Raw genomic sequence first — 25022 nt, forward strand, 5'->3', positions numbered from 1 at the left:
GGCTGACGATGAATGGCAAACAAGATCTGAGCAAGGTATCGGTGCTGCTGGTGGAGGATGAAGCCTTCATGAGGCGGCTCATTCAGCGCATGCTCGAAGACCTTGGGGTGGGCGAGATCGTGCTGGCTCAGGATGGCGGCGAGGCTGTTCAGTACATCCTTAACAATTCATACGCATTCACCCTCATCCTGCTGGACCTAGAAATGCCTCGGGTCAATGGATTTGAGGTGTTGAAGTATCTTCGCTCGGCGCCGGACGTGGGCAATCACGACCTGCCCGTGGTCATCCTCACTGGCCATGCGGAAAAGGAACGGGTGGTGCAGGCGGTGCAGTACGGCATTCATGGCTATCTGGTGAAGCCCGTATCCAAGGCCGACCTGATTTCGAAGATCAACCGGGCCATGACCAAGCCGCCCATCGATGCCAGTCATCTGAAATAGGGATTGAGGCTACCCTTCGCTGAAGGTCCCGCGCTTGGGGATTTGGCCCGTGGCGCCACAAATTATGCAATCCACCATCTGATCGGGGCGGTAGCGCTCCGGTTGCTGTCGCCAGTCGCCGCTGCGCTGTGCGGTCAATCGTCCGTCTCCATCGCAATTGGGGCAGGGCTCAAAGCCGTTGCTGACAGGGCGATTCATGGGTTTTTTCTCAGGCAAAGGTTTTTCCGTTCCAGCCCCAAAAGGCACGCTCGGGGGAAGAAAATTCGATGTAGGTACGATCCGCGGGAATGCCAAGGTTTGTTTCGACAAGGGCACTGAGCAATTCCGACAGGCCGTTGGTTTGATCGGTGCCGAGGCCCAGGCTCTTGAGCTGCAACAAGACCGTCGGAGACTCGGAGCCACCGAACATCATCGCGCGCCCGGCCTCGAGCGTGACCATCACATAGCTTTCCGGCTTGCCGAGAGCCGAGGCCATTTGGTGTGACAATTCCGCCATCAGAGCAATCTGGTCTGCCTCGGCAATGGGGACGTTGGTGCGCAAAGTTAACAGCGGCATTGGATGGATTCCCTTTCGGCGGTGGGCGAGGCGGAGAGTGTACGCAATTTTCCGGATGTCGCGTAGCTTGATCCTCCCGCCGTTTTCGGCTATGCCGACGCAACACCGGAGGAGACGACGATTATGAATTTCAGCGCCAACGATCAGGGCATCTTTGAAAGCTTTGGCGAAATGGTCGGCAATGTTATTGCCTGGTTGTCATCCATTGGTGGCGGGATTGGCGAGGCCTTCGATGATTTCTTCTCCGGCGTGGCCCGCGGCAGCGGCATGGAAAATGCCGGTTGGGGCACCTGGGCCCTGGTCATCATCGGGATTCTTCTTCTGGGCATGACCCTGCGGCGGGTGCTGGAAAAAGAGTTCGGCGGGGCCCTAATCACCGGCGTGATCGGTTTGGCGCTCATCGCTTGGGCCATGACTTGATCCATAGGACTGGGGCACCCAAGGGTGTCTTCCACAAGATCTGGTAGGTCTTCCGGATTTGAACCGATTTGTGCGTTAATTCCGCTAACACCCTGATTTTGTTTTCGGTTCATGGTTTTTTTATACTCGTGTAGTGTAATGGGCTGTCTTTTTGCGTAACAGAAGCCTTTCGAGGACGCTGAGCCATGGGCACGAACACGTCTGATTCCAACGGAACGGGAAACCGCAACATTTCGGTCGCCTATGATGCCGACCGTCCGCACGAGGCGGAAGAGTTGCCGCCCGAAGAGGGTTTCATCGTCGATGAACATCTGTCGCCCGACAGTTGGAACCTGCCACGCCATCTGCGCTATCGCTTGCCAGTGGTGATTGGGGCGCTCGTCAGCGTGATCTGGATCGCGCTTTGCGTCTATGTGGTGCATCGGCAATTGGGCTGGGAACAGGTGTTTATTCTGCTGCCCCATGAAGCAGGTGGCCTGGCGGCGGGTATCTTGACCCCGGTGGCGTTGCTCTGGGTCGGCGTGGCTTTCGTGGAGCGTGGGCGCATTCTCAAATACGAGGCGCGGGCTCTGCGCTGGTATTTGCAAAAGCTGACCTATCCGTCCGAAAATGCCAGCACCAGGGTGCGGGAGATATCCCGTTCTTTGCATGCCCAGTCACGCGGCCTGTCCGAGGCCAGTGAAGATGCCTTGAACCGGGCGCGGGCCATGGATGGTCTGATCCGCGATCGGTTGCACGAATTGTCACGCCTGTCGGAAACCAATGAAAAGTTTTCCAAGGAGACCGAGAAGGCCCTGCAACGCCAGACACGCGAGCTGAACACGGCGGCGACCCTGGTGGTTACCCGGGTACAAGAAGCGGCGGATCTGCTGTCGACGCAGATTTCTTCTTTGGAGGGTCGCAGCGAAAACGACGCGGCGAAACTGACCGGCGTGGCCAACCTGCTTGGTGCGCGCGGTGGTGAATTGCAGGAATCCACTCAGGTGGCGGTCACCATCGCCCGGGAAGTGGCAGACTTGCTGGACGGCAAGGCGGAAGCCCTGGCCGATGCTGGCGCCAAGGCGGCGCAACGGGGCGAGGATGTATCCAAGGTGCTGGGCGACAGCTCTCAAACCCTGATCAGCGCCATTGCCGAAGCGGCGGAAAAGGCCCGATCCACGGCGGAATTTGTCGATGAACAGGGACGGTTGCTGGAACAACGCACCGATCAGGCGGCGACGCGCGGTGAACTGATGCGCGAGACTCTGATGGGGCAGGCCAAGGACCTGGAAGCGGTGGGGCGTCGGGTTTCCACTCAGGCCTCGGCCATGGAGGCCTCCCTGGGTGCCCAATCGCGCACCTTGGACGAGACCTCCGACCGTGTGGCTTCGCGGATGATGGATGCCGGGGCCAACTTGGATTCCCGGACTCAGAACCTCAACGATGCCTCCGACCGCGCCTTGGGCAAAATCGAGGCGGTGGGTCTCGCTTACGACAATCATACTAAAACCATGGAATCTTCGGTCAATCGGGCCGAGGAACGGACCCGCGAACTGAGCGAGCGGGTCCATGGGCTATCCGGCGAACTGGGTAACCTTTCCACGCAGGGGTTGGCGGATGTGGCCAAGGTTGCCGAGGATCTTTCCCGGCGCGCCGAGGACTTCAAGGACATCACCCAACAATCGGTCGCACAGGTGGAGGCAGCCGAAGAAGGGCTGGCGCGTCAAGCCGGGCAGATGGTCCAGCACAGCGACGTGGCTTGCAAAAGTCTGGACCTGGCCGGCGAGGCCCTGAAAAAGCGCAGTAGCGACCTGTCCTATGTCGAGACTCAGGCACGCACGGAAATGGACCGGGTGTCCGAAACCTTGCGGGCCCGGACCTTGGAATTGGAAGCGGCTGGAGATACCGGTGTGACCGCTCTGGCCACCGTGACCCATGCCATGCAGACCGGCTTGCAGGAGATGCAGCAGACCGCCGACCGCACCGGAAACTGGAGCGATTCCTTTACCGAACGGGTGGCGCGCCTCTCGACCCTGGGCAGCGAAGTGGCCAATCGGCTCAAGAGTCTGGACTCGGATCTACAGATCCGGGTTCGGGACCTGGATAGCTCTACCGAGGCAGCCTCGACCCGCATGGTCAACCTGACCGAACTGATGGCCAACAATGCCCAGGATCTGGATCATTCGGTGCGCACCGCCGAAGGCCTGTTGAACCGTCTGGGCGAATTGCTGTCCGAACGATCCGGTCAGGCTATCGAAGGGGCGGGCAAGGCCAGTCTGGCCTTGAAGGCTTTGGGCGAATTGCTGGCCAACCGTCGCACAGATCTGCTGGCCGCCGCTGAAGAGGCAGAGGGCCGTCTGCGCACGGCTTCGGATACGCTCTCCAGCCAATCGGGGGCGCTGACCGGTATTGCCGACGCGGCTACCAGCAAATTCACCGAACTGCATGGGGCGGTGAAGACCGGTGCCCGCGATGTGGGCGAGGCAGCCAGCCGCACCGCCCGTCTGATGAACCTTTTGATGACGGCGCTGAAACAGCAGACCGATGAGTTGGACGTGACCTCCAACCGGGTCATGCGCGACATGGGCACGGCCGGTGAATCCTTCCAAAACCGATCCTTGGAATTGGATGCGGTGGCCGAGACCATCGTCGGACGCATGGATGAGGCGGGCGATGTGTTGCAAGGCATCACCGATTCCCTGTCCCGCGCCACCGAGGAAACCGCTGACTCCCTGACCCGGGCCACCGACGGTCTGCGGCATGCGACCGATGCGGTGGTTCTTGCCTCCGAGGATGGTGCCGAGCGCGTGGCTCTGGCCGGGGAAACCGTGGGGAGCAAGGCCGACGCCGCCACCGAGAAATCCGAACAGGTGGTGACCCGCTTGAATGATACGGCGCTGATTCTTGGCGCGAGGGCCCAGGAATTGGAAGATACCACCGAACAATCTCGCAAGATTCTCGGTGGCATGGGAGCCGCCATCAAGGCCCAGACCATCAATGTGGTCCAGTCCTCCGATCAGGTCGCGGCCTCCTTGTCCGCCACTGACGAAGTGCTGCGTCAACGGGTTGATGCTCTGAACGATTCCGCCGCCAACGCGGAAAAGGATCTCGATCGGGCCAGTCAGGCAATGGACAGCAAGGCTCGCCAAGTGGGCGACGTGGCCCAGAAAGCCGCCCGGATCATGTCCGTGGCCTCGGAAGCGTTGGGGCAGCAGGTGGGGCACCTGGATCAGGTCTCCAAGCGTTCCGCCGACCGTCTCGATGGAGCGGGCGCATCGCTGCTCACCCATTCCCAGGAACTGGGCGCGGTCACCGATCAGGCCATGGGGTATTTGGAAACAGCGGGCGAGGAACTGGAACGCCGGGCCGAAGATGTGAAGACCATCTCTACCCGCGCCGCCGGGCATGTGGGTGCGGCCGCCGAAGTGCTGCGCGATGGGGCGCAGAGCATGGCAACCGCCGGGGATTCAGCCGCCGAACGCCTGTCGAGCATGGGCCGCCTGCTGGATCAGAAAACCGCCCGTCTCGCCTCTGCCGCCGAAGCCAGCGCCCAGAATATTTCCATCGTCGCCCAACGTCTCCAAGAAGAATCCGATCATGCGGAACGGGCCTCCAAGCAGGGCTCGGGTAGCTTGGACAAGGCGGCCTCGGATCTACAACGACAATTGTTGGAGCTGCGCGCCGGGTATCAAGAAGCGGTCACGGCCATTGAGACCATTACCGACTCCCTGCACAAACGGGGCCGCGAGGTGCATACGGTTTCTGATCAGGCCCTGGCCAAGCTCAGTGTCTGGGATCATACCTTGGAGAAGCGGACCGCTCAGCTGTCGGATACGTCCGAAAAGGTTGCCAAACAGTCCCGCGAAGTGGCCAAGGCCATGGACAGCCAGTCCCGCGACATGCGCGAGACGGCGCGCGAAGCCGCATCGTTGCTGGAAGTGCTGAAAGTGGAAACCGACAAGGCATCCACCGACGACTTCCTGCGCCGCATGACCTTCATCTCCGAGACTCTGCAATCCTTGGCCGTGGATATCAATCGCTTGATGGAGACCCCGGTCACCGAGGACGATTGGCAACGTTATACCAAGGGCGACAAGGGTGTCTTTGTGCGCAAGATCCTCGGCTTTAGGGACAAGGCCAAGCTGGCTGCCATTCGTGATCGCTACAAAGCCGATGCGGAATTCCGTGAATTTGTCGATCGCTATCGTCAGCAGTTCGAGGAAGTGTTGGAAGGCTCGCGGGCCAATGATCGCAACAACGTGCTCGGCGCCACCTTCCTGACCGCCGACGTGGGCAAGGTTTATATGCTGCTGGCCAAGGCGCTGGAAGGGTAAGTTTGGCATCAATGCCCCGGGCCTGATATTCTGTTGGCGGAATAAGATGAAAGGTCGGATCGATGCGTTGGATGCTGTTGCCCATTGTGGCTGTTGTCGCCCTGGTTCATTCAGAGGCAAAGGCGGAGGAACCGGCGGATACCAACGGCTTTCTATACGAACTGAAGGGCGGCATTTTGGCCCATGATGTTCCGAACATGTGGAGCAGCTTTAGTCGCGAACGGGGAATCGACCTGAACCTGGAGGCGATATTTGCGCCAAAGGTCGATGTCCTGGGGGGCTCCATCCGCCCGGCTCTTGGCGGGTCATTCAATGTTCAAGGGGATACCAGCAAGATCTATCTGGATGCCCGCTACGAATATGTGTTCGAGAGCGAGGTCTATGCCGCGGTTGGTCTTGGCGGAGCCTGGCACAATGGCGAGACGAGCCTGGTTCGTAACGACCGCAAGGCGTTGGGCTCCAAATTGCTATTCCATATTCCGGTGGAGATCGGCTACCGATTTGATCCTCACCATGGTCTGTCGGTCTATTTTGACCATGTCTCGAACGCCTATACCCAGGACTCCAATGAAGGCATGGATACCCTTGGTATCCGATACGGCTATCGTTTTTAGGCGCGTTGCCGGGACTTTGAACGACGGTTGATGGCCCATATGGCAAAACCGATCATGAGCCCACCCAGGAGCTGCCGAGGCTCAATGGGCGTCTGTAGAATCAGTACCGATAGCAAGACGGCGAACAGCGGGACCAGGAACAGAAAGCCGCTGCTGCGGGCGGCGCCGCCCTTGCTCAGGGCCACGGCCCAAAGCCCGAAGGATCCGGTAGAGGAGGGGATGGCCAACCAAAGGAAGGTTGCCCAGTCCGCTCCTTGAAGACCGCCGATCCAGATATGGCCCGTGACGGCGGCTGCCAGCAATAGAGCCGACCCGCCGATGAGCATCTGCCAAAAGGCGAGTACAAAGGGCCGCACCCTGACTTGAAACTTTTTTTGGCCGAGGGTCGCGCAGGCAAAGGCCAGGCCCCCGCCCAAGCCCAGCACATAACCGGTCGGGTCATGGGACAAGTGACCGCCGCCAACGGCGAAGGCGACACCGATGACTCCGATGACCAGGCCGACTTTCGCAAGGACGGTCAGGCGCTCACCGAGCAAAAAAGGGGCCGCCAGACCCACCCATAAGGGATTGGTAAACAGCAGAATCGCCGAAGTGGAGGCACTCAAGGTCTGCATGGACAGAAACAACAGACCCATGACCAGCCCGGTCTGAACCAGCCCAACGAATAGAATCACTGGCCACTGATCCGGTGGGGGAAACAAGTGAGCGCGAAATCCCAGCCCCTTGGCGCGTAAATCCCAATAGACCAACGGCAGGGTGGCGACACCGGCCACAAGGAAACGCCAACCGGTCAGTGGAAACGGGTCTGCCCGGGCCAGCAAGGCCTTCCCGGCGATGAACGAGGCGCCCATGAGAAACGTGGAGCCGATCAAGGCCGCCAGAAATACCCGTTGATCCGGATCGGATAGGGAGTTTGGGAGGCGGGCCATGGGGATGTTCTGACCTGTTACAGCGACAGATTGACGTACCAAAAGGCTACCCTATTGCGATAGAGAATTCACTATGGCATTTTGAATATTATTTATGCGCCAATGGAATAAGTAGTATGGATCGTCTCCTCCAGATGCATCTTTTTGTCCGTCTGGTCGAGGCGCGGAGTTTTTCCGCCGTGGCCCAAGAACGGAACCTGTCCCAGTCGACGGTCTCCAAACAGATGGCGGCCCTGGAAGGCCATCTGGGGGCCCGGTTGCTCAATCGTTCGACCCGCCGTATTTCGCTCACGGAAGAGGGCGCGAGCTACTACGAGAAATGCCGGACTATTCTGGAATCCGTAGCCGAAGCCGAAGCGGGGGTTTCCGGGGCAGCGGCCTCACCGACGGGGACTCTCCGCCTGGCCTGTCCCTTGTCCTTTGGGGCACGCCGGATTGCGCCGTTGCTGCCATCCATCCTCAAAGACAGCCCAGATTTTTCCATCGAACTGGTGATGAGCGATCGGTCCATTGATCTGGTCGAGGAAGGGGTCGATCTGGCGATCCGCATCGGACCCCTGGCTGATAGCGCCCTGATGGTCCAGCGGATCGGTACAACCTGGCGCGAACTGGTGGCCAGTGCCGAGTACCTGCAACAGATGCGCGAGCCCAAGGATTTGAATGATCTCAGCGGCCATAACTGTCTGATCAACACCGGTTTTTCCAGTCCCGATCATTGGCATTTTATGGTGGGGGAAGATTTACGCTCTGTCCCGGTGCAGGGGACCGTCCGGGCCAACAATTCCGGCGCCCTGCGAGAATGCGCGCTGGCCGGCGTGGGGATCGGTCTGATTCCCATCTGGCAGGTCGAGGAGGATCTCAGGTTGGGGCGCCTGCAAAGAGTGCTGCCGAGCCTGAGTCCGGCACCGCTCCCCATTCACGCTCTCTATCCCCGGGGTGGCTTTGTTCCGGCAAAGGTCCGGCTCACCCTGGACCGGCTGAAAAAGGCGTTTAGACGCTAAAGGCTTTGATCCATCCCGACAAAATTTTCCAGCCAGTGGATATCGTAATCGCCATTGATGAATTCGGGATTGTCGACCAGACGTTGATGCAGGGGGATGGTGGTGCGAATACCGTCGATGACATATTCACCCAGACAGCGACGCAGACGCATCAGGCATTCATTGCGATTGGCGCCATGAACGATCAGCTTGCCGACCATGGAATCGTAATAGGGCGGAATGCGGTATCCGGAATAGATGGCTGAATCCACTCGAACGCCCAGGCCGCCCGGGGTGTGGTAGTCACCGACCACGCCCGGTGAGGGCAGAAAGGTTTCCGGGTCTTCCGCGTTGATCCGGCATTCGATGGCATGGCCGGAAAAGCGCAGGGATTCCTGGGTGTAGCCCAACGGCGCGCCGGAGGAGACACGAATCATTTCGCGGACCAGATCCAGTCCACAGATCATCTCCGTAACCGGGTGCTCCACCTGCAAACGGGTGTTCATTTCGATGAAAAAGAATTCGCCGTTTTCATACAGGAATTCGATGGTGCCAACGCTGCGATAGCCCAGCTTGCGCATGGCGTTACAGGCGATCTCGCCAATTTCGTTGCGTTGGCTCCAGTTCAGGGCCGGAGAGGGGGCCTCTTCCAAAAGCTTCTGGTGGCGGCGTTGCAAGGAGCAATCGCGCTCGCCCAGATGCACCACATTGCCATGCAGATCGGCGAGAATCTGAATCTCGATATGGCGGGGCTTTTGGAGGTACTTCTCCATATAGACTTCATCGTTGCCGAAGGCGGCCTTGGCCTCGGAGCGGGCAAACTGCCAGGCCTCCAAAAGTTCCTTCTCGTTCTGCGCCACTTTCATGCCGCGACCGCCGCCACCGGCAGACGCTTTGATCAGCACGGGATAGCCGATGTCTTTGGCGATTTTCAGGGCTTCATCATGGGAGACCACCGCGCCATCGGAACCTGGTACCACCGGAATGCCGGTTTCCATCGCCGCGTTCTTGGCCGCGATCTTGTCGCCCATCATGGTGATATGGTCGGGCGACGGGCCAATGAAAGTGAAGCCATGTTCTTCGACCATGGAGGCAAAATCGGCGTTTTCCGACAGAAAGCCGTATCCCGGGTGGATGGCGTCGGCCCCGGTGATATCGGCGGCCGAGAGAATTGCCGCGACATTCAAATAGGAGTCCTTGGCCTGAGCCGGTCCGATGCAGACGGCCTCGTCGGCCAAACGCGCATGCATGGCGTCAGCGTCCGCGGTGGAATGCACCGCCACGGTCCGAATTCCCATTTCCTTGCACGCCCGGTGGATACGGAGCGCGATTTCGCCTCGGTTGGCGATCAGGACCTTCTCGAACATGTCCGCGTTCGCCTTTGGTTATTCGATGATGAGTAAGGGCTCGTTGAATTCCACCGGAGCGCCACTGCTGACCAGGATGCGGCTGATCTTGCCGCTCTTGGGTGCCGGGATGGGGTTGAATACCTTCATGGCCTCGATCAGCAAGATGGTTTGGCCCTCGGTGACCGTGTCGCCGACCCGGATAAAGGCCTCCGCGCCCGGTTCGGGGGCCGTATAGACCACACCCACCATAGGGGAGCGCAAAGCTCCCGGGTGATCACCAGGGTCGTCTGCCACGGCAGCAGGGGCGGCGCCGCTGGCCTGCGCGGCGGCAACGGGCGCGGCCACCGTGGCGGCGGCGGTCACCTGACGCGCCACGCGTACCTGAATACTCTCGGTGCCGTACTCGATTTCAGTCAGGCCCGTTTCATCGAGAAGTTCAGCCAGCGCGCGAATCATCTCGGCTTCGATGACGGGTTTTTGGGTCTTGGTGCTCATCGGCTGTTTAGGCCTCCATGGTCTCGGTAGGGGAGAAACGGCGGAACAAAGCGTCCAAAGCCATCAGGTAGCCTTGCGGGCCAAAGCCGCAGATCACCCCCCAGGCCGCCTTCGATACATACGAATTGTGGCGAAAATCCTCTCGCCGGTGAATGTTGGACAAATGAACCTCGACGGTGGGCAGGTCCACCGATAACAGGGCGTCCAGAATGGCGATGGAAGTATGGGTATAGGCGCCGGGATTGATGATGATGGCGTTGTATTTGTCTCCGGCACCCTGAATCCACTCGACGAGCTTGCCTTCGTAATTGCTTTGGCGGCACAGGACGTCGAAGCCCAGTCCCTGTCCGTGCTCCACGCACAGTGATTCAAGTTCGGACAGGGTCTGGCGACCATAAATCTCCGGTTCTCGCCGTCCGAGCATGTTTAAATTGGGGCCGTTGAGCAATAAAACCCGCATGTCCGCTCCCGATTCACTCCACTTGAAACGGTTATACCATGGGCAGTCGCGGGTGCAACGCGCTTATGCGGCAAGGGTGATGGGCTTATAAGGATTCGAGGAAACCACGCAGCCATTGAGCCTGCTTATCATGCACTTCGATATCGTGATCGAGCCAGGCAATCAGGTATCCGCCATCTTCGGCATGATGGGCGCGAAGGTCTTCCAAGCGAACCATTTCCGTCTCGCAAAGGTCGATGAGCATTTCGGCTTGATTGCGGCGGTTCGGCACATCGAGCAAGTGCAAATAGCGGAACTTGAGCGCCGTGATCAGCTTGTTCAATTCGCTGGTGCCGGAGCGCAAGGGGGCGGTCAGCAGCGCCCGCAGTTCGGTATGGCCTTTTTCGGTGATGGAGAGAGTAGCGTTGTCTTCCAGTCCCGATCCATCCAGGGCCTCGATCAAGCCTTCGTACTTCAGGAGTTCGATGGACGATCCCATCAAATCCAGCGACGGGCCGGTGATGCGGCTGATGAAATGCCGAACGGAAGAGGCCAAGGCGGCGTAGCTCAGGTTCCCTTGGGCCAATGTCCCCAGCGCGCAAAGCCGGGTGGCTTCTTTCGGCGTGAGTGTCTGATCGGCATACATCTCGGGATATCCCTGTAACAACGAATTGGAGTTATTCTACACCGGATGACCTTGTCGGTCCAAATCATATTCCCTATCTCTGATGTAGGGTTTAAGACATTTCACGCAAGGGGCATTGCGGGAGGCTTGATTCCACTTTGGGAATCCATGATCCTGATAAAGAACGGACCACCCGGTCCGTTCCATCCAAACGGAGTCGATGATGGGCCAGCCGGTCGCCGAAACGGACAGACTGCAAAGCGAACGGTTTTTGGCCTTTGCCTTTGCCGCCGGTGATCTGCTCATGGAGGTGGATGGCGAGGGAGTGATTCGCTTCTGCCGGGGAACATCGGATCAGCTTTTAGGCTGCAAGCCCGCCCAACTGGAAGGACAACCGCTCGAAGATGCGGTTCCCGCCAATTACAAAGTCATTGCCCAAGAGATCCTGCGTCGCCTGAGGGAAACCGGGCGGGCCCGTCAGATTTCCATCGAAATCCAATGCGGCCACGGGGACTCTCGGCTGTTTTCGATATCGGGTATTTTGCTTCCTGATCGGGGAGGGACCTACAATCTCGTTTGTTCCCGCGAGCTGAAACCCAAAACCCCGCCCAAAGCGGAAATGGATACCGAGGAGTTCGGCGACGCGGTTCAGGAAAGTCTGAAAAAAGCCAAGGAACTTGGCCAGGACGTCAATCTCTCGCTATTGGATATTTCCCAAGCCACCCAGGCCGAGGGCATGGATCCGGAAAAGGCCAAGGAAGTGGAAGCCGCGGCGGTGGAAGCCTTGCGTGCCTGGGCGGTGCCCGATGGTCCGGTGGCCAAGCTGGAAGACGGCAAGATCGGTCTGGTCCATGATGCGGAAATCGGCGAGGAGAATATCGGGAAGCGGGTCAATGACCTGTTGAAGAACCTCACCGGGCGCCAGGACTTGGAAGTCCAGACGGCGACCATTGAAGCCGCCGCCGAAGGTTTGAGCGAAGGCGATGTCTCCAAGGCGCTGGCCCATACCATCAAGAAGTTCGTCGACGAGGGCACCGAGAACCTCAGCGGCATGAATCTGGCCGATGGGTACCAAAGCGCTGTGGCCGACAATCTGGCCCGGGTGCAGAATGTCCGGAGCATTATCGACAGCGCCGATTTCACTTTGCATTTCCAGCCCATCGTCGATCTGGAGAAATGGGGCGTGCACCATTTCGAAGCCTTGGCCCGCATTCGCGAAGGCAATGAGTTCGTCCCTCCAGGGCGCATTATCGCCTTTGCCGAGGAAGTGGGAATTATCACTGACTTCGATGAAAAGGTATGCCGCAAGGCCATCTCCATGGTCCGGGCAGGCAACAAGATCCCATCCGCGGCGCGCATTGCCATCAATCTGTCCGGTCGATCCGTGGCCAACATGGCGTTCATGGACGATTTGCTGGACCTGTTGAAAGCCAACTCGGATATCTGTAATCGGCTCATGGTCGAAGTGACGGAATATACCGAGATCAAGGACCTGGGGCTGGTCAACAACGTGCTCGACCAGCTGCGCAACATGAAGATTCAGGTCTGCATTGATGATTTCGGCGCCGGGGCGGCAACCTTCCAGTATCTGGCCGGATTGCAGGTGGATTTTGTCAAGATCGACGGCCAGTACATTCGCGAGGCCTTCACCAAGATCGAAGGTCGCCCGTTCTTGAAGGCCATCGCCGGGCTGTGCCGGGACCTGAAGATCCGCACCATTGGCGAAATGGTGGAAAATGAAAAGACCGTCTGGCTGTTGCACGATCTGGGAGTGAACTATGCCCAGGGACACTTCTTCGGGCGCGCCATGGCCAACGTCTCAAACTTTGATCTGGGTAAGACGCCGCGCAAATAGCTGAATCCAAACATGAAAAAGCCCCGGAACCGGTCCGGGGCTTTTGTTTTCATTGCGTTGTTTTCGCTCAGGCAGCCTTTTGGAACTTCAAGCCCAGCCGGTCCCACACGGTTTTCAGCGAGTCCACCAGATGGTCCATCATCTCGTCGCTATGCAGCGGCGTGGGGGTGAACCGCAGGCGCTCGGTGCCACGCGGCACGGTGGGAAAGTTGATGGGCTGCACATAGATGCCGAACTCGTCCATCAGCATGTCGCTGGCTTGCTTGCAAAGCACCGCGTCGCCCACTTGCACCGGCACGATATGGCTCGGATTGTCCATCACCGGCAATCCTTCGGCGATCAAGCGGGTCTTGAGGGTCTGGGAACGCTCTTGATGCCGTTCGCGGACCTCGTTGTGCTCCTTGAGGTAACGAATGGAAGCCAGGCAGCCGGCGGCGACGGTCGGCGGCATGGAGGTGGAGAAAATAAAGCCGGTGCCATAGGAGCGGACGAAATCACACATATCCTTGGATCCGGCAATATAGCCGCCAACCACGCCAAAGGCCTTGGCCATGGTGCCCTGAATGACGGTCAGGCGATCATTGAGGCCCTCGCGTTCACAGACACCGCCGCCGCGTTGGCCATACATGCCCACCGCGTGCACTTCGTCGATGAAGGTCATGGCGCCGTAGTTGTCGGCCAGGTCGCAGATCTCCTTGATCGGCGCAATATGGCCGTTCATGGAATAGACCGATTCAAACAACACCATTTTCGGCCGGGCCGGATCGACGCTTTTCAGCTTCTCTTCCAGGTCCTTCAGGTCGTTGTGGCGGAAGATCAGTTTCTGAGCGCGCGAATGGCGCATGCCCTCGATCATGGAATTGTGGTTCTTGGCGTCCGAGATCAGCACCATGTCCGGGACCATGGCGGCAATTGTGCTGATGGTCGTCAGGTTGGCAACCCAGGCGGAGCCGAAGACCAACGCGGCCTCCTTGCCATGCAGGTCGGCCAATTCCTGTTCCAAAAGGACGTGATAATGATTGGTACCCGAAATGTTTCGGGTGCCGCCAGCGCCAGCACCGCTCTTGTCGAGTGCCTCATGCATGGCGTTCAGCACTTCCGGGTTCTGGCCCTGTCCAAGGTAATCGTTGGAGCACCAGACGGTGATTTCGCGCTCACCACCATGGTAGTGATTGATGGCTTTCGGGAACTCGCCCATTTTCCGTTCCAGATCGGCAAAGACCCGATAGCGGCCTTCTTCTTTCAGCGCCTTGATCTGGTCCGTGAAAAATTGTTCGTAGTTCATTACCCCTCCTGTCTCGCGGTGGACCGGAACCTTACCCAACGGGGGTTCGGCCCATATTGATTAAGGTCAAACTTAGAGCAGCCGGGGGTTTGCCGCAACAAATAAGCCGGTAAGTCGGCGTCAGGAGCCGACGGCGGGGCACCGGTTTACCTACCCCTGGGGGATTATCCAATTGTATTGCCCATATATTGTGGGGAATGGAAGTGGGGATCGATCCCACCCCTTGGTCTGATCCAAAACGATCCAAAATTTTTCGTACTTTCGTACCGAATCGGCGGCGCCCTGAAGGTCGTTGAACAGCCTCTTGACAAAAAGTCAGTTGGCTGTCTAATATTGGACAACTGTCTGACTATGTGGCTGCGCGAGCCAGGCTCAGACCCCCCAAACGGAGGAGTGCCGTCATGAATGCCATATCCAAAAAAGCCGTGCCGCAGGCGTTGCGCGATGCCCCCGCGCTTGACGCCAATCTGCAAGCTTTGATCGACCGACGCGTTGAAGAGAGATTTCAGGAACTGATGCAACAGCGCGAGGCGGAACGGGTGCCGCGCCTGTCGATCATCGCCACCAAGGGGACGCTCGACATGGCTTATCCGCCATTCATCCTGGCCTCCACGGCGGCGGCCATTGGCTGGGACGTGTCGGTATTTTTCACCTTCTACGGACTGGAACTGCTGCGCAAGGACCTGGATTTACAAATCAGCCCGCTGGGCAATCCAGCCATGCCCATGAAGATGCCCATGGGCCCCGATTGGCTTCGCAAGATCGATATGAACATCCCCAATTCGGTCATGGCGGCGGTGCCAGGCTTTGATTCCATGGCCACGGCGATGATGAAAAAGACCTTGGGCGACAAGGGGGTGGCATCCATCGCTGATCTGCGTGAGGCCAGTTTGGAGGGTGAGGTGAAGCTCTGGGCCTGCCAGATGACTGTCGATCTGTTTGGCTACGATCCCGATGTGTTCATCCCCGAAGTGGCGGGCTGGATTGGCGCCACGAGCTTCTTGGAAATGACCAAGGGTGCCGATGCCACCCTTTTTGTTTGATCATCTGCGAAAGGATAGATCCCATGACTGCCCATCCACAAATCGTTGATGCTACCGGCCTGAACTGTCCGCTGCCCATTCTGCGACTGAAAAAGGCCTCCAAGGACCTAGCCCCAGGGGGCACTTTGCGGCTGCTTTCCACCGATACCGGCTCGGTCAAGGATGTGGAGGCTTTTTGCCGCCAGACAGGTTGTGAATTGCTGTCGGCGGAGAATGACAACGGCATCCATGCCTTTACCATACGAAAGGGCGCCTAGCCCAAGGACGGCGGGGGTGTCTCCCCCGCCGGTCCCAACGTTGAAGGGGTGTCACAAAACCGCGAAATGGTTATATTAGAGGGACCGAGGACCGAAACAGAATGGTAGCCCCCATGCCGCGCAAGGGAGAGGAAACCAGGACCCGAATTGTCGATACCGCGAACGACCTGTTCTACAAACAGGGGTTCCATCAGACCTCCTTTGCCCATATCGCGGAGGCCACGGGCATTCCCAAGGGCAACTTCTATTTCTATTTCCGGTCCAAGGATGATCTGTTGAAGTCGGTCTTGGTCGCGCGCACGGATCGGCTGCGGAATTTGTTGGAAAGCTGGGCCGACGAATATCCCGACCCCCTGACCCGGCTTGATCGCATGGCCAATATCCTGCCCGAGGAAATGGGTGATGTGTCGCGCTATGGGTGCCCTGTGGGGTCTCTGGTGGCGGAACTGGGCAAGGCCGAACCGGATTTGAAGGAACCGGCCAATGCCATGTTCAAGCTGTTGATCGATTGGGCGACAGCCCAGTTCTCCGAATTGGTGGGGGCGGAACAAGCACCCGTGCTGGCCCGTCGTCTGGTGGCGCGCATGCAGGGCATGGCCATGCTCAGTCACAGTTTCGGGGATGATTCATGGATTGAGGACGAGACTGCCGATATCCGCGCCTGGTTGCGTCAGGTGACGAGCCCCTGAGCCCGCGCCCAATGATGGGTCTCGTCCAGAGCAATTTTGAACATTCCGACCATTTCGTCGATCTCTGCTTCCGAGATAATCAGCGGCGGTGAAAAGGCGAGGCTGTCCCCCATGGCCCGATGGATCAGGCCGTGGGCCAGGGAGCGGTTGGCACAAAAGGCGCCGACGCCGTCGGAGGGCTCGAAACCAGTGCGGGTGGCTTTGTCCTTCATCAGTTCCACCGCGCCCAACAGCCCGACACCTCGCACCTGACCCACCAGCGGGTGATCGGCCAGTTCCTCCAGGCGCGCGTGCAGGTGCGGTCCGGTGCGGCGGACCTGCCCGACAATGTCCCGCTCCTCGTAGATGCGCAGGGTTTCCAGCGCCACCGCCGCCGGAACCGGATGGCCGCCATAGGTATAGCCATGACCGAACACGCCGATCTTTTCGCTTTCGCCGACCATGGCCTGATAGATTTCTTCGGAAACCATCAGCGCCGAGATGGGCAGGTATCCCGAAGACAAACCCTTGGCCAAGGTGATCATGTCCGGTTTGATGTCATAGGTTTGGCAGCCGAACATGTTGCCGGTGCGTCCGAAACCGCAAATGACTTCGTCGGCCACCAGCAGCACATCGTACTTCGTCAGCACCGCCTGAATTTTCTCGAAATAGGTGGCGGGCGGGGTCAGGACCCCCCCGGCCCCCATCACCGGCTCGGCGAAAAAGGCCGCGACGGTATCCGGACCTTCGTCGAGAATGAGGGTTTCCAGGTTGTCGGCCAGACGGGAGGCGAAATCCTCCTCGCTCTCGCCATCCTCGGCGAAGCGGTAATGGTGCGGACAGTCCGTATGCAGGATGCGATCGATGGGTAGGTCGAAATCCATCTGCACCGGCGGCAGCCCGGTCAGGCTGCCGGATGCCACGGTGACCCCGTGATAGCCTTTATGCCGGGCGATGATCTTCTTCTTCTCCGGACGGCCACGGGCATTATTGAAGTACCAGATTAATTTGATTGCCGTGTCATTGGACTCCGAGCCCGAATTGGCGAACAGCACCTTGGACAAGGGGACGGGGGCCAGGGACAGGAGCTTTTCCGCCAGATCGATGGTGGCCGGGGAGCTCTTGTGACCGAAGCCGTGGTAAAAGGGCAGCGTCTGCATGGCCTTGGTCGCGGCCTCCACCAAGCGCGGCTCGCTGAATCCCAGCGACGTGCACCAAAGCCCGCCCAGGCCTTCGATATAGGCGCGCCCCTCGTCGTCGAAGACTCGCACGCCTTGTCCCCGCTCAATGATCAAGGGGCCGGTCTCTTGATGGGTTTTCAAGTTGGTATAGGGGTGCAGGTAACAAGCCTGATCACGGGCGGCGGCGGAATTGACGATAGGGGACATGCTGAGCCTCGAATGGAGCGGATATGTTCCGGGTCTAGGGCAGGGACGCGGACGGATCAACGCAAAAACGCATTCCTGCCTTGCCCCTCCTGCGTTGGTATCCTGCTCCTTTTGGATTAAACTGCTAGGACAAAAACAAAAATAGGCCGGGGAGGCCCACCGGAACAAAAGGATCCGATCATGGCTATCAAGGACATTTTGGTTCACGTCGACTCATCGGTGCATGCGGAAGCCCGCGTCACGGCGGCGGTTGAACTTGCCAAAACCCAAGGCGCTCATTTGAGCGGGCTCTATGTCATCAGTCCGCCACATCTGCCGGGGTATATCGAAGCCCACCTGGGCGAAAACATCGTCGCCGAAAGGGTGACGGCTCTTTCCGAAATGGCCAAGCGGGCCGAAATAGCTTTTACCAAGGCCTGTGCCGACAGCGCAATCGAGTTCCAATGGAACCAGACTCAAGGAGACCTTGCCGAAAACCTGATCAGGCATGTGCGCTACTATGATATGGCCATCGTTGGTCAGCGCGATGCCAGCGAAGACCCGCAGGTGGGATCGGATCAATTGCCCGACCGCCTGGTGCTTTCCGCCGGTCGGCCGGTCATGGTCATGCCCAAGGAAGGCGCCAGCAAACCCCTGGGCCGCAAAATTCTGATTTGCTGGGATGCCAGCCGCCTGGCCACGCGCGCGGTCAATGACACGCTGCCGTTGCTCGAAGAGGCCGACAAGGTGTTCGTGCTGGTCGTGGATACCAAGGAATCAGCCGAAAACATGCGCAATGTCACGGGCGCCAACATCGCCAAGCACCTGGCACGCCATGGCATCAGCGTCGAGGCCCGCAAGGTAACGGCCAAGGAACATGCCATCGGCGATACGATTTTGTCCAAGGCCGTGGAAACCGGCTGCGACTGCATAGTCATGGGCGGCTGGGGCCATCAGCGCTGGCGCGAAATGGTACTCGGCGGCGTCACCAAGCATATGCTCAAACACATGAGCATTCCGGTGATCATGAGTCATTGATACTCACTTGGCGCACCATGGATCGGAGCACCATGGCTCTGAACTTTATGGCGACGGTTTCTTCCGCATGGGTCCAGGGCTTGCTTCGCGCCTGCGTTGTCTCTGTCCATTTCTCGAAGGATTGACGGGGCGAGATGGGGAGGGCGCCCGACGGGTCGGTGACCGGCTTGTCCGGGTTTCCGGCCCATTGGATGACCTGCGGCAATTCCGGTCGGAACCAGTAGAGGCGAAGCATTCTCGCACCCCGTCCTGACGGACTCTGCACGGCCAATACGCCGCTGACCTGATCGGCGTGGTCGAGGGTCCTTGGCAGGTGTTCGGATAGGCAATCGGTAGAGATTGGCAACTCGGCTGGGCTGTTGAGGGCCCAGGTATCAATGACATTGATGATGTCTCGGTTCGGGGCCGGGCCGATGGGATAGATGGCATCTTCGATCACCAAAGCACCGCTTTCCGCGCCAACCAGACCGAGGAGCGCGGTCTCCACCGAACGCAGGCCCTCTTGGACATCGGCGTGCAGATCCATGCCCTTGACGATCTCGGCGATCTTGCTATCCATGTTTTCGAGATGGGCCATCCGCTCGGTCACGAGCAAAGAGCGCAAGGTCAGGGTGAAGGCATTGACCGCGTCCAGGCATTGATGGCGCGCATCAATGGAGACATACCGCTTTTCCGGGTGATGGAGGGCGACCAAAGCCCAGAGTTGGTCATTGATGATCACCGGTATGGACAAAGATGCGCCGACGTTCATATTTTTCAAGTAGGCCAGATGGACCGGCGAGACGCTTCGCAGATCCGCATAGGTCAGATCAAGAGGCGGGGCGTGGTCATTGGAGCCAACGACGGACGCGGGCGGGGCCGCCACGTCGGGGATCAATCGATAGGGGGTATTGAGATACAGATCGCGGGCAATCTTGGGGATGTCCGAAGCGGGAAAACGCAGTCCCATATAGCGGTCAAAAAACTGGTCGCCACCGGTTTCGGCAACGACTTCGCCGGACCAGTCTTCGTGAAACTGGTAAATCATGGCTTTTTCGAAGCCGCTCAACTCCCGTACCAGCGAGACCACCTGGGCCATCAATTCCGGCAGGCCCTCTCGGGCGGCGGGAAGGCGCAGGATTTGCGAAAGCCGGGCGCCTTGAAATCCGACCTCCGGCGGGGCTGACTGGATCTCGATCAGAAAACCCTGATCCACGTCGGTGACGAGGAGTTGAAAGGAATCGGCTTCGGGCGACTTCCGCCAACGTTGCAAGCGTCGGCGTTTGAGGGCGGTCGGTGCCCCTCCGCGGGGATCGAAGTTCGGGCCGAGGGCCTCGGTGATCGGGCTGTCCAATAGATCCGCCGGTTCCCGGTCCAGCCATTGGGCAACGTTGGTGCTCACATGGGTCACCGTCAGGTCGGTATCAACGGCCAGCAACAGGCCGAAATTCTGGACAGCATTGGAAAGATGCAGCTGCTCTCGTTCGCATACAGCCAGCAGGTCAGGAGAGGTTTCATCGGTCATGGGACGGTGTTTCCTTCGGTGCGGAAGCGACAGACCCTATCCGAGGAAAATGCGTTCCAGGGAGGAGCGGGAAACATTGCCCCGCGCGTCTTGGGCCTCGATGAAGTAACGAATGTCTCCCAATTCCCGGGGTAGAGCGCAGGTCAGGTAGTGGGCCGACACATGGGCGCCAGTCCGGCAAGGGTAGGGGCCGTGGTCGGTCATGTCCAGGCGTTGTTCCGTTCCGCCTGTGCGCAGTACCAAGGTGGCGCGCTTGAGGCCTGATATATCGTGGATAAAGCTGTGCAGTGTGCCTTGCTTGTCGGCGTCGCGCAGACAGCCTTGACCCCAGGTCTGGCCGCCGGGATTTTCCGGTGTCACCCAGGCGGGAAAGATCGTCGGTCCGCTGCGGTCGTCGAGGGTGGTCAGAGCGCTTGCCAGAATACCCATGCCTTTATTGGCGGCGTTGGTGACCTGTTGGTCCCAAACGTCCTGGCCGGTCCAATACCAATAGCAGCTGGTCTCGGCGGTCAGCATCAGCCGTCGCGCTTCCGCCAGGGCCGGATGGTCGGGCATGGCATCTTCAATGCTATGGACGGCATTTTGCAAGGCGGTGAGTACGGCCCAGGAATTGAGGTCGGGGGAATAGGGCTGATCATAGCGGCTGAACCACTTGATGAACTGCGGGTCACCATTGTCGGCTCCGGCCCAGGAGCCGGGCTCGATATGAAAGGCGTTGGCCGGGTCGGGCGGGAAACGGTCCAGGTAGTCCTCGACGCCGGTCAGTTCGAAGCGCGGCTCTTCGTGCAGCCACTGCACCAGCGCACCGGTGTTGTGGTGATAATAGCTATCGGCGCCGCCGCCGTGATTGTCGCCATCCGAATGCAACAAGAAAAAGGGCGGATGCTTGGGATCATAGCCGCCGGTTTCCAACAACCGGTCATGCACCTGACCCAACACACTGCCATATTGCAGCGCGCCAAAACCGCCTCGGGCATCTTCGTTGCCGATATAGCGTTCGGCGGGTACGGCGATGATTTTGTATTCACCCCCGTCCGGGTCCTCGTATTTGACATACTCCGGGCGCAGCAGGGATGGAGAGATTTTTGATCCGGCCCAGATATTTTGCAGTTGTGTCCAATCATCCACCGGCGGGTTGACCTGCTCGGCGGGATTGGGCGGTAGCATGCCTTCCTGAATTCCGGCGTAGGGATAGTCCTGGCAGGCGCGGAAGCGATGGATGGAATCATAGATCACCGCCTCGATCCCGGCTTCCAAGAGGGCCGGGATCATGCGCACATGAAAGGCGGTTTCCGGCGGAAAGAGAATGTTGGTGGCCGCGGTGCCGAAAGCGCGGCGGATGACCTCCCGGTGGTCGCGGATCTGTCGGACAATATTGCGGTGGGGGATCAGCGGCATCAAGGGGTGGAAAAAGCCGAAGCCGCTGAAGGCTAGGCGCGGATGTCCAAGGGCTGTCTTGGATCCAGCCATGGCCCGCAGGCTGTCGTTCCAGCCGCCGAAGCGTCCGCCGCAGAGGCCATCGCGGGCGCAGCGGTCGAGCTGTTCGATCAGGGTGCCCGACCAGCTTGTGGAGAGGCCCGCATGGGGCAGGCCGCCTGCTTCGTACTGACGCACGGCGGCGGGTACGAAATCGGTATAGTTGCCGCCCCGGGAGCCGAAAATCCCGTCTTTTTCACCGTCCCAGTATTGCGGGTCGGTGGTGTTGTAGTAGGGCTGATGCATATGCTTGTGGATACCGAAATACAGCACCGGTTGATCGGCCCCCGCCTGGATCCGGACCTTGGGGCGTGGCGCTGCATGCAGGTCCATTTCGGCGAAAGCCTTGATCCAGTCGCTGCCGTCGGCCTGGGTGATGTCGGCCTGGGTGCAGCCTTCCACCTGGATGCGCAGCCTTCCGGCTTGTAGCAATCCCGCGGGGATCTGAGCCTCATAGGGTTGTCCGGCCTTGGTCTTGCGCTTCTTGTGGACCGCCGGACCATTGATCAGATGTTGGCCGTTGTTGGCATGCAGGATCACTTGCGGGAAAGGGATCGGACCGTCAGCGGTGAAAGTGATGGCGAAGGCCGGGTTCTTGCCGGTGGCGTCGCAGGGAAGCGAGCCGGGCGTGTTGATTCCCAGGATCGAAGAGAAAGATGGCAAGGGGCGCATCAGGCTTCTTTGCAGAGACCGGCCATGGTTTCCAGCTTGAGCCAGAACTTGGTGCCGTTGGGGGCCTCGCCAGATTGGCCGCCCCCTTTGTATTTGACCAGCACCTTTTCAACACCGCCCTTATCCATGGGGGAGGTCAGCGTGTTCAAAACACCGCCCTTTTTGACCGATCCTTTTTTCTCGCTGATTCGCACGTCGCGCAGAACCACATAGTTCTTATTGGCATTAACGAGCATGGGAGCAGTCTCCTCCGTACACGGATCTGGCTATGGGAACAGGGTCAACCCTAACCGCCCTTTTTGTTTTTACCGAGCATGTTGGCCAGTTCTTCCTGCGACATGGCAGAAGGATCGATGACGGGCTCCGGCTCGGCGGCTGGTTTGGGGGCCGGTTTAGGAGGCGGCGGCGGCGGCGGTGCCGGTTTGGGCTTTGGCGCCGGGGCGGCTTGCGGTTTGACCTTGGGGGGCGTGGGCTTTTGTTCAGCTTGGCGGGCCGTTTGGGCCTGGGCCATGGAGCCCAACCGCGAGGCCAGTGCAGCTTCGGCGGCTTCCTTTTCCTTATCCTCTTGGCGCCGCTTTGGTCCCATGTAATCCTGATCAGCCTTGCGGCGGCGGTCGGGACCGTTATAGGACGCCGACGCCACGAACTCGCGGGGCCGGTCGACGATCTCCATGATCCGGCCGAACAGCTGCTTGGTGCTGAAGGGTTTGACGATGTACTCGTTGACTCCCGCGTCGCGGGCTTCCAAGACCCGGCGGCGTTCCGCCGAAGAGGTCACCATGATGATCGGCGTGTAGCGGTGGGGACTGCGCTCGTCATTCCTCAGTGCCTTGACCAGATCAAGTCCGGACATGGCTGCGAGGTCAAATTCAGTGATGATGACGTCGGGTTTGACCTTTTGCAGCTGGCCCAGGGCATTCTGACCGTCGGTGGCCTCCCAAAAGGTCGTGACGCCCATGGTGCGCAGGGCGTCCTTGAGCAGAACCCGGACATAGCGGCTGGGCTCGACGACCATGAATGACATCCGGGCAATATTCGCCCGTGCCTTTGTGTTGACGTGATTCGAAGGCTGCTTCCAAGCCTTCATGGCGCGGTGCTCCGTTTTGTCAGCGTTGCCAGGAGATCCTGCTGCGAGATGGTGGGTCGCTTGCCGGGGTCCCGATGCTCCGCCTCGGTCTGTTGATTCTGGCCCTTACTATCTCCATTGAGGAGGGCGTTGAGAAGATCTTTTTGCGATATCGGGGCCTCATGGGCAATGTTTTCTCCCCCGGCGCCGGGTTCTTGGGAAAAATCGCCGTTCTGCGGCCCTGGTGAGCCCGATGGAGCGCCTCCTCCCACCGATCCGGACGGGCCGGGTGCCGAATGGGGAGGGGCTGCGGGATTCGCCGGTTGGTCGTCGTGCCATTGTTCCGAATCCGTGGGCTCAAAAGAACCCGAATCGTCCAACGGCTCTTCATCGTCAGCGGTTGGCTCTCCCCCCCTTGTTGGTCCTTTGGTCGATGGCCCCGCGGAAGGTGGCGCGAATCCGTCAGCAAACTGGACGTTTTGGACAGGCGGACCGCTATCATAGACCACGGTGGATTGGGCGGCGGCCATGGGATCGGTCGGCGGCGCGACTTCGGGCGGTGGTGCCAGGTCAGGGCGTTCCAATCCCGCCCAGGGCGAGGCAGAGGGTTTCGGTGGTGGCGGGGGGGCAACGGTTGGCATGGGCGGCGGTGGCGCGGGCTGTTCGTTGCCGAGCAAGGATTTGGCTTCGTCTTCCAAAGCCTGTGTCGCGGCGGCCACGTCCGCCGGGCTGATCTCCGGCTCTTCGGGTGTCGGCCCCGGTTCTTCCGCGACCGGTTGTGGTGGCGGAGGCGCCTTCGCCGCCATGTCGGTCCACTCCATGGCTTCGGCGGGCTTGTTGGCTGAAGGCGGTAGGGAAGGGGGCGGGCGTCTCAGGCGGGGTGGGCGAGGAAGCGGCGTGTCCTCGATGGTTTCCGCAGGGGTGTCTTCCTGGGGCGGCGGCGATGGCTTGTTCACCGGCTTGACTGCCGCCTTTTTTTCGGCGCGAAGCAAGGCCGCCTTCCAAGGGGCCTCAAGCAAGGGCTTTTGATCCCGTCGAAAGTCTTCTCCTTGATGATCGACCGGGGAAGGGCGCCGGCGATCAGGACCAAAGAAGGTCTTGGTTTCCACATAGGGCCGCAGTTCACGAATAATCTGATTGATGCGGCCCATGGCCTTGGCGCCGGATACGGGCTTGATCAGAAAGCCGTGAATACCGGCGTCGCGGGCCTGGTGTACAAGGTCAATATCCACGTCCCGGCTGATGCCAATGATAATGGCGAAGCGGTTGGGAGAATTCCAGTTGCTGCGGACTTTCTTGGCGAATTCCACCGTATTCAGCTTTGGGGTGTCCATGTCGTAGATGACGAACACAATCTGATCGACCCGAGTCGCTTCCAACTCGCGCAGGGCGGCACGGTCATCGGAGACAAAGGTGATCTTGTTGGCACCCGCGGCTTGCAGGATATGCTTGAAGGCCTGTCGGTCGTTGGCATTGCTGTCGGCAATGATGAATATGGATTCTTTGAAACTCACGTTCGATCTATTCCGGATCCATCATGGCAGGTCGAGGAAGGCCTTGGCCGAGCATCAAGGGACGGTGGGGGACCCCCATCGTCATTCTGTAATATCACACTGGGCTACATGGGCAAA

General features: G+C 59.4%; 24 protein-coding genes. 10 read left to right on the forward strand and 14 right to left on the reverse strand.

All coding sequences use genetic code 11. From position 1 onward, the window contains the following. Window positions 1-8 precede the first annotated feature (8 nt). Entirely contained in the window at window positions 9-440 is a 432-nt protein-coding gene (locus MGMAQ_RS06165; protein WP_046020851.1) for a response regulator, read from the forward strand. A 9-nt stretch (window positions 441-449) separates the two neighbouring features. Here the strand turns inward: MGMAQ_RS06165 and MGMAQ_RS06170 are convergent, their stop codons facing one another. Both MGMAQ_RS06170 and MGMAQ_RS06175 read right to left on the reverse strand, forming a co-directional pair. Further along, window positions 450-638: a hypothetical protein gene (locus tag MGMAQ_RS06170; protein WP_046020852.1), complete on the reverse strand. Its 189-nt coding sequence runs from the start codon at window positions 636-638 to the stop codon at window positions 450-452. Between the two features lie 10 nt (window positions 639-648). After that, window positions 649-996: a phenylpyruvate tautomerase MIF-related protein gene (locus MGMAQ_RS06175; protein WP_046020853.1), complete on the reverse strand. Its 348-nt coding sequence runs from the start codon at window positions 994-996 to the stop codon at window positions 649-651. Window positions 997-1119: 123 nt separating this feature from the next. On the opposite strand from MGMAQ_RS06175, the gene MGMAQ_RS06180 reads away from it, so the two are divergent. The 3 genes from MGMAQ_RS06180 to MGMAQ_RS06190 all read left to right on the forward strand — a co-directional run bounded on the left by MGMAQ_RS06180 (window position 1120) and on the right by MGMAQ_RS06190 (window position 6343). Further along, window positions 1120-1416, forward strand: a complete 297-nt coding sequence (locus MGMAQ_RS06180; protein WP_046020854.1) for a hypothetical protein — start codon at window positions 1120-1122, stop codon at window positions 1414-1416. A gap of 185 nt (window positions 1417-1601) precedes the next feature. After that, window positions 1602-5729 carry a hypothetical protein gene (locus MGMAQ_RS06185; RefSeq protein WP_046020855.1) on the forward strand — a complete coding sequence of 1376 codons (4128 nt, stop codon included), beginning with the start codon at window positions 1602-1604 and terminating at the stop codon, window positions 5727-5729. A gap of 71 nt (window positions 5730-5800) precedes the next feature. Beyond that, on the forward strand, window positions 5801-6343 hold the full coding sequence (locus MGMAQ_RS06190) for an acyloxyacyl hydrolase (protein WP_198409163.1): 543 nt from the start codon (window positions 5801-5803) through the stop codon (window positions 6341-6343). Here the strand turns inward: MGMAQ_RS06190 and MGMAQ_RS06195 are convergent. Next, complete coding sequence (locus MGMAQ_RS06195; RefSeq protein WP_046020857.1) at window positions 6340-7272, reverse strand: DMT family transporter; 933 nt, start codon at window positions 7270-7272, stop codon at window positions 6340-6342. The genes MGMAQ_RS06190 and MGMAQ_RS06195 overlap by 4 nt on opposite strands. A 116-nt stretch (window positions 7273-7388) precedes the next feature. Here MGMAQ_RS06195 and MGMAQ_RS06200 point away from each other — a divergent pair, with 116 nt between their 5' ends. Continuing rightward, entirely contained in the window at window positions 7389-8273 is an 885-nt protein-coding gene (locus MGMAQ_RS06200) for a LysR family transcriptional regulator (RefSeq protein ID WP_046020858.1), read from the forward strand. On the opposite strand, the gene accC is transcribed toward MGMAQ_RS06200, so the two are convergent. From accC to MGMAQ_RS06220, 4 genes are all read right to left on the reverse strand, one after another. After that, complete coding sequence (accC, locus tag MGMAQ_RS06205) at window positions 8270-9619, reverse strand: acetyl-CoA carboxylase biotin carboxylase subunit (RefSeq protein WP_046020859.1); 1350 nt, start codon at window positions 9617-9619, stop codon at window positions 8270-8272. The two genes, MGMAQ_RS06200 and accC, sit on opposite strands and share 4 nt — an antisense overlap. An 18-nt stretch (window positions 9620-9637) precedes the next feature. Beyond that, the gene (locus MGMAQ_RS06210) at window positions 9638-10096 is read right to left on the reverse strand and encodes an acetyl-CoA carboxylase biotin carboxyl carrier protein subunit (RefSeq protein WP_046020860.1); all 459 of its coding nucleotides are present in this window, start codon (window positions 10094-10096) and stop codon (window positions 9638-9640) included. Window positions 10097-10103: 7 nt separating this feature from the next. Next, window positions 10104-10556: a type II 3-dehydroquinate dehydratase gene (aroQ, locus tag MGMAQ_RS06215; protein ID WP_046020861.1), complete on the reverse strand. Its 453-nt coding sequence runs from the start codon at window positions 10554-10556 to the stop codon at window positions 10104-10106. Window positions 10557-10641: 85 nt separating this feature from the next. After that, on the reverse strand, window positions 10642-11181 hold the full coding sequence (locus MGMAQ_RS06220) for a transcriptional regulator (protein WP_046020862.1): 540 nt from the start codon (window positions 11179-11181) through the stop codon (window positions 10642-10644). 199 nt (window positions 11182-11380) lie between these two features. Here MGMAQ_RS06220 and MGMAQ_RS06225 point away from each other — a divergent pair, with 199 nt between their 5' ends. Next, window positions 11381-13015 carry an EAL domain-containing protein gene (locus MGMAQ_RS06225; protein WP_082085310.1) on the forward strand — a complete coding sequence of 545 codons (1635 nt, stop codon included), beginning with the start codon at window positions 11381-11383 and terminating at the stop codon, window positions 13013-13015. Between the two features lie 67 nt (window positions 13016-13082). Here MGMAQ_RS06225 and hemA read toward each other — a convergent pair whose 3' ends face one another. Then, complete coding sequence (gene hemA / locus MGMAQ_RS06230; protein ID WP_046020864.1) at window positions 13083-14300, reverse strand: 5-aminolevulinate synthase; 1218 nt, start codon at window positions 14298-14300, stop codon at window positions 13083-13085. 401 nt (window positions 14301-14701) lie between these two features. On the opposite strand from hemA, the gene MGMAQ_RS06235 reads away from it, so the two are divergent. The 3 genes from MGMAQ_RS06235 (at window position 14702) to MGMAQ_RS06245 (ending at window position 16289) form a co-directional block, all read left to right on the forward strand. Then, window positions 14702-15343, forward strand: coding sequence for a DsrE/DsrF/DrsH-like family protein (locus MGMAQ_RS06235; RefSeq protein WP_082085311.1), 642 nt, complete (start codon window positions 14702-14704; stop codon window positions 15341-15343). 23 nt (window positions 15344-15366) lie between these two features. Beyond that, window positions 15367-15600, forward strand: a complete 234-nt coding sequence (locus tag MGMAQ_RS06240) for a sulfurtransferase TusA family protein (protein ID WP_046020865.1) — start codon at window positions 15367-15369, stop codon at window positions 15598-15600. Between the two features lie 113 nt (window positions 15601-15713). After that, a complete protein-coding gene (locus MGMAQ_RS06245; RefSeq protein WP_052716179.1) occupies window positions 15714-16289 on the forward strand; it encodes a TetR/AcrR family transcriptional regulator in 576 nt (191 codons plus the stop codon). On the opposite strand, the gene MGMAQ_RS06250 is transcribed toward MGMAQ_RS06245, so the two are convergent. Further along, window positions 16271-17656: an aspartate aminotransferase family protein gene (locus MGMAQ_RS06250; RefSeq protein WP_046020867.1), complete on the reverse strand. Its 1386-nt coding sequence runs from the start codon at window positions 17654-17656 to the stop codon at window positions 16271-16273. The genes MGMAQ_RS06245 and MGMAQ_RS06250 overlap by 19 nt on opposite strands. A 180-nt stretch (window positions 17657-17836) precedes the next feature. On the opposite strand from MGMAQ_RS06250, the gene MGMAQ_RS06255 reads away from it, so the two are divergent. Continuing rightward, on the forward strand, window positions 17837-18673 hold the full coding sequence (locus MGMAQ_RS06255; RefSeq protein WP_046020868.1) for a universal stress protein: 837 nt from the start codon (window positions 17837-17839) through the stop codon (window positions 18671-18673). On the opposite strand, the gene MGMAQ_RS06260 is transcribed toward MGMAQ_RS06255, so the two are convergent. The 5 genes from MGMAQ_RS06260 to MGMAQ_RS06280 all read right to left on the reverse strand — a co-directional run bounded on the left by MGMAQ_RS06260 (window position 18660) and on the right by MGMAQ_RS06280 (window position 24905). Next, complete coding sequence (locus MGMAQ_RS06260; RefSeq protein ID WP_046020869.1) at window positions 18660-20177, reverse strand: GAF domain-containing protein; 1518 nt, start codon at window positions 20175-20177, stop codon at window positions 18660-18662. The genes MGMAQ_RS06255 and MGMAQ_RS06260 overlap by 14 nt on opposite strands. Window positions 20178-20213: 36 nt before the next feature. Beyond that, window positions 20214-22325: a glycosyl hydrolase family 57 gene (locus MGMAQ_RS06265; RefSeq protein WP_046020870.1), complete on the reverse strand. Its 2112-nt coding sequence runs from the start codon at window positions 22323-22325 to the stop codon at window positions 20214-20216. Beyond that, a complete protein-coding gene (locus MGMAQ_RS06270; protein WP_046020871.1) occupies window positions 22325-22561 on the reverse strand; it encodes a hypothetical protein in 237 nt (78 codons plus the stop codon). The genes MGMAQ_RS06265 and MGMAQ_RS06270 overlap by 1 nt, the downstream gene beginning before the upstream one ends. A gap of 50 nt (window positions 22562-22611) precedes the next feature. Next, window positions 22612-23340 (reverse strand): response regulator, encoded by a 729-nt coding sequence (locus tag MGMAQ_RS19405; RefSeq protein ID WP_158498799.1) that lies wholly within the window; start codon window positions 23338-23340, stop codon window positions 22612-22614. 68 nt (window positions 23341-23408) lie between these two features. Continuing rightward, a complete protein-coding gene (locus MGMAQ_RS06280; protein WP_046020872.1) occupies window positions 23409-24905 on the reverse strand; it encodes a response regulator in 1497 nt (498 codons plus the stop codon). Window positions 24906-25022: the final 117 nt, after the last annotated feature.

Source organism: Magnetospira sp. QH-2, assembly GCF_000968135.1.
Classification (GTDB): Bacteria; Pseudomonadota; Alphaproteobacteria; order Rhodospirillales; family Magnetospiraceae; genus Magnetospira.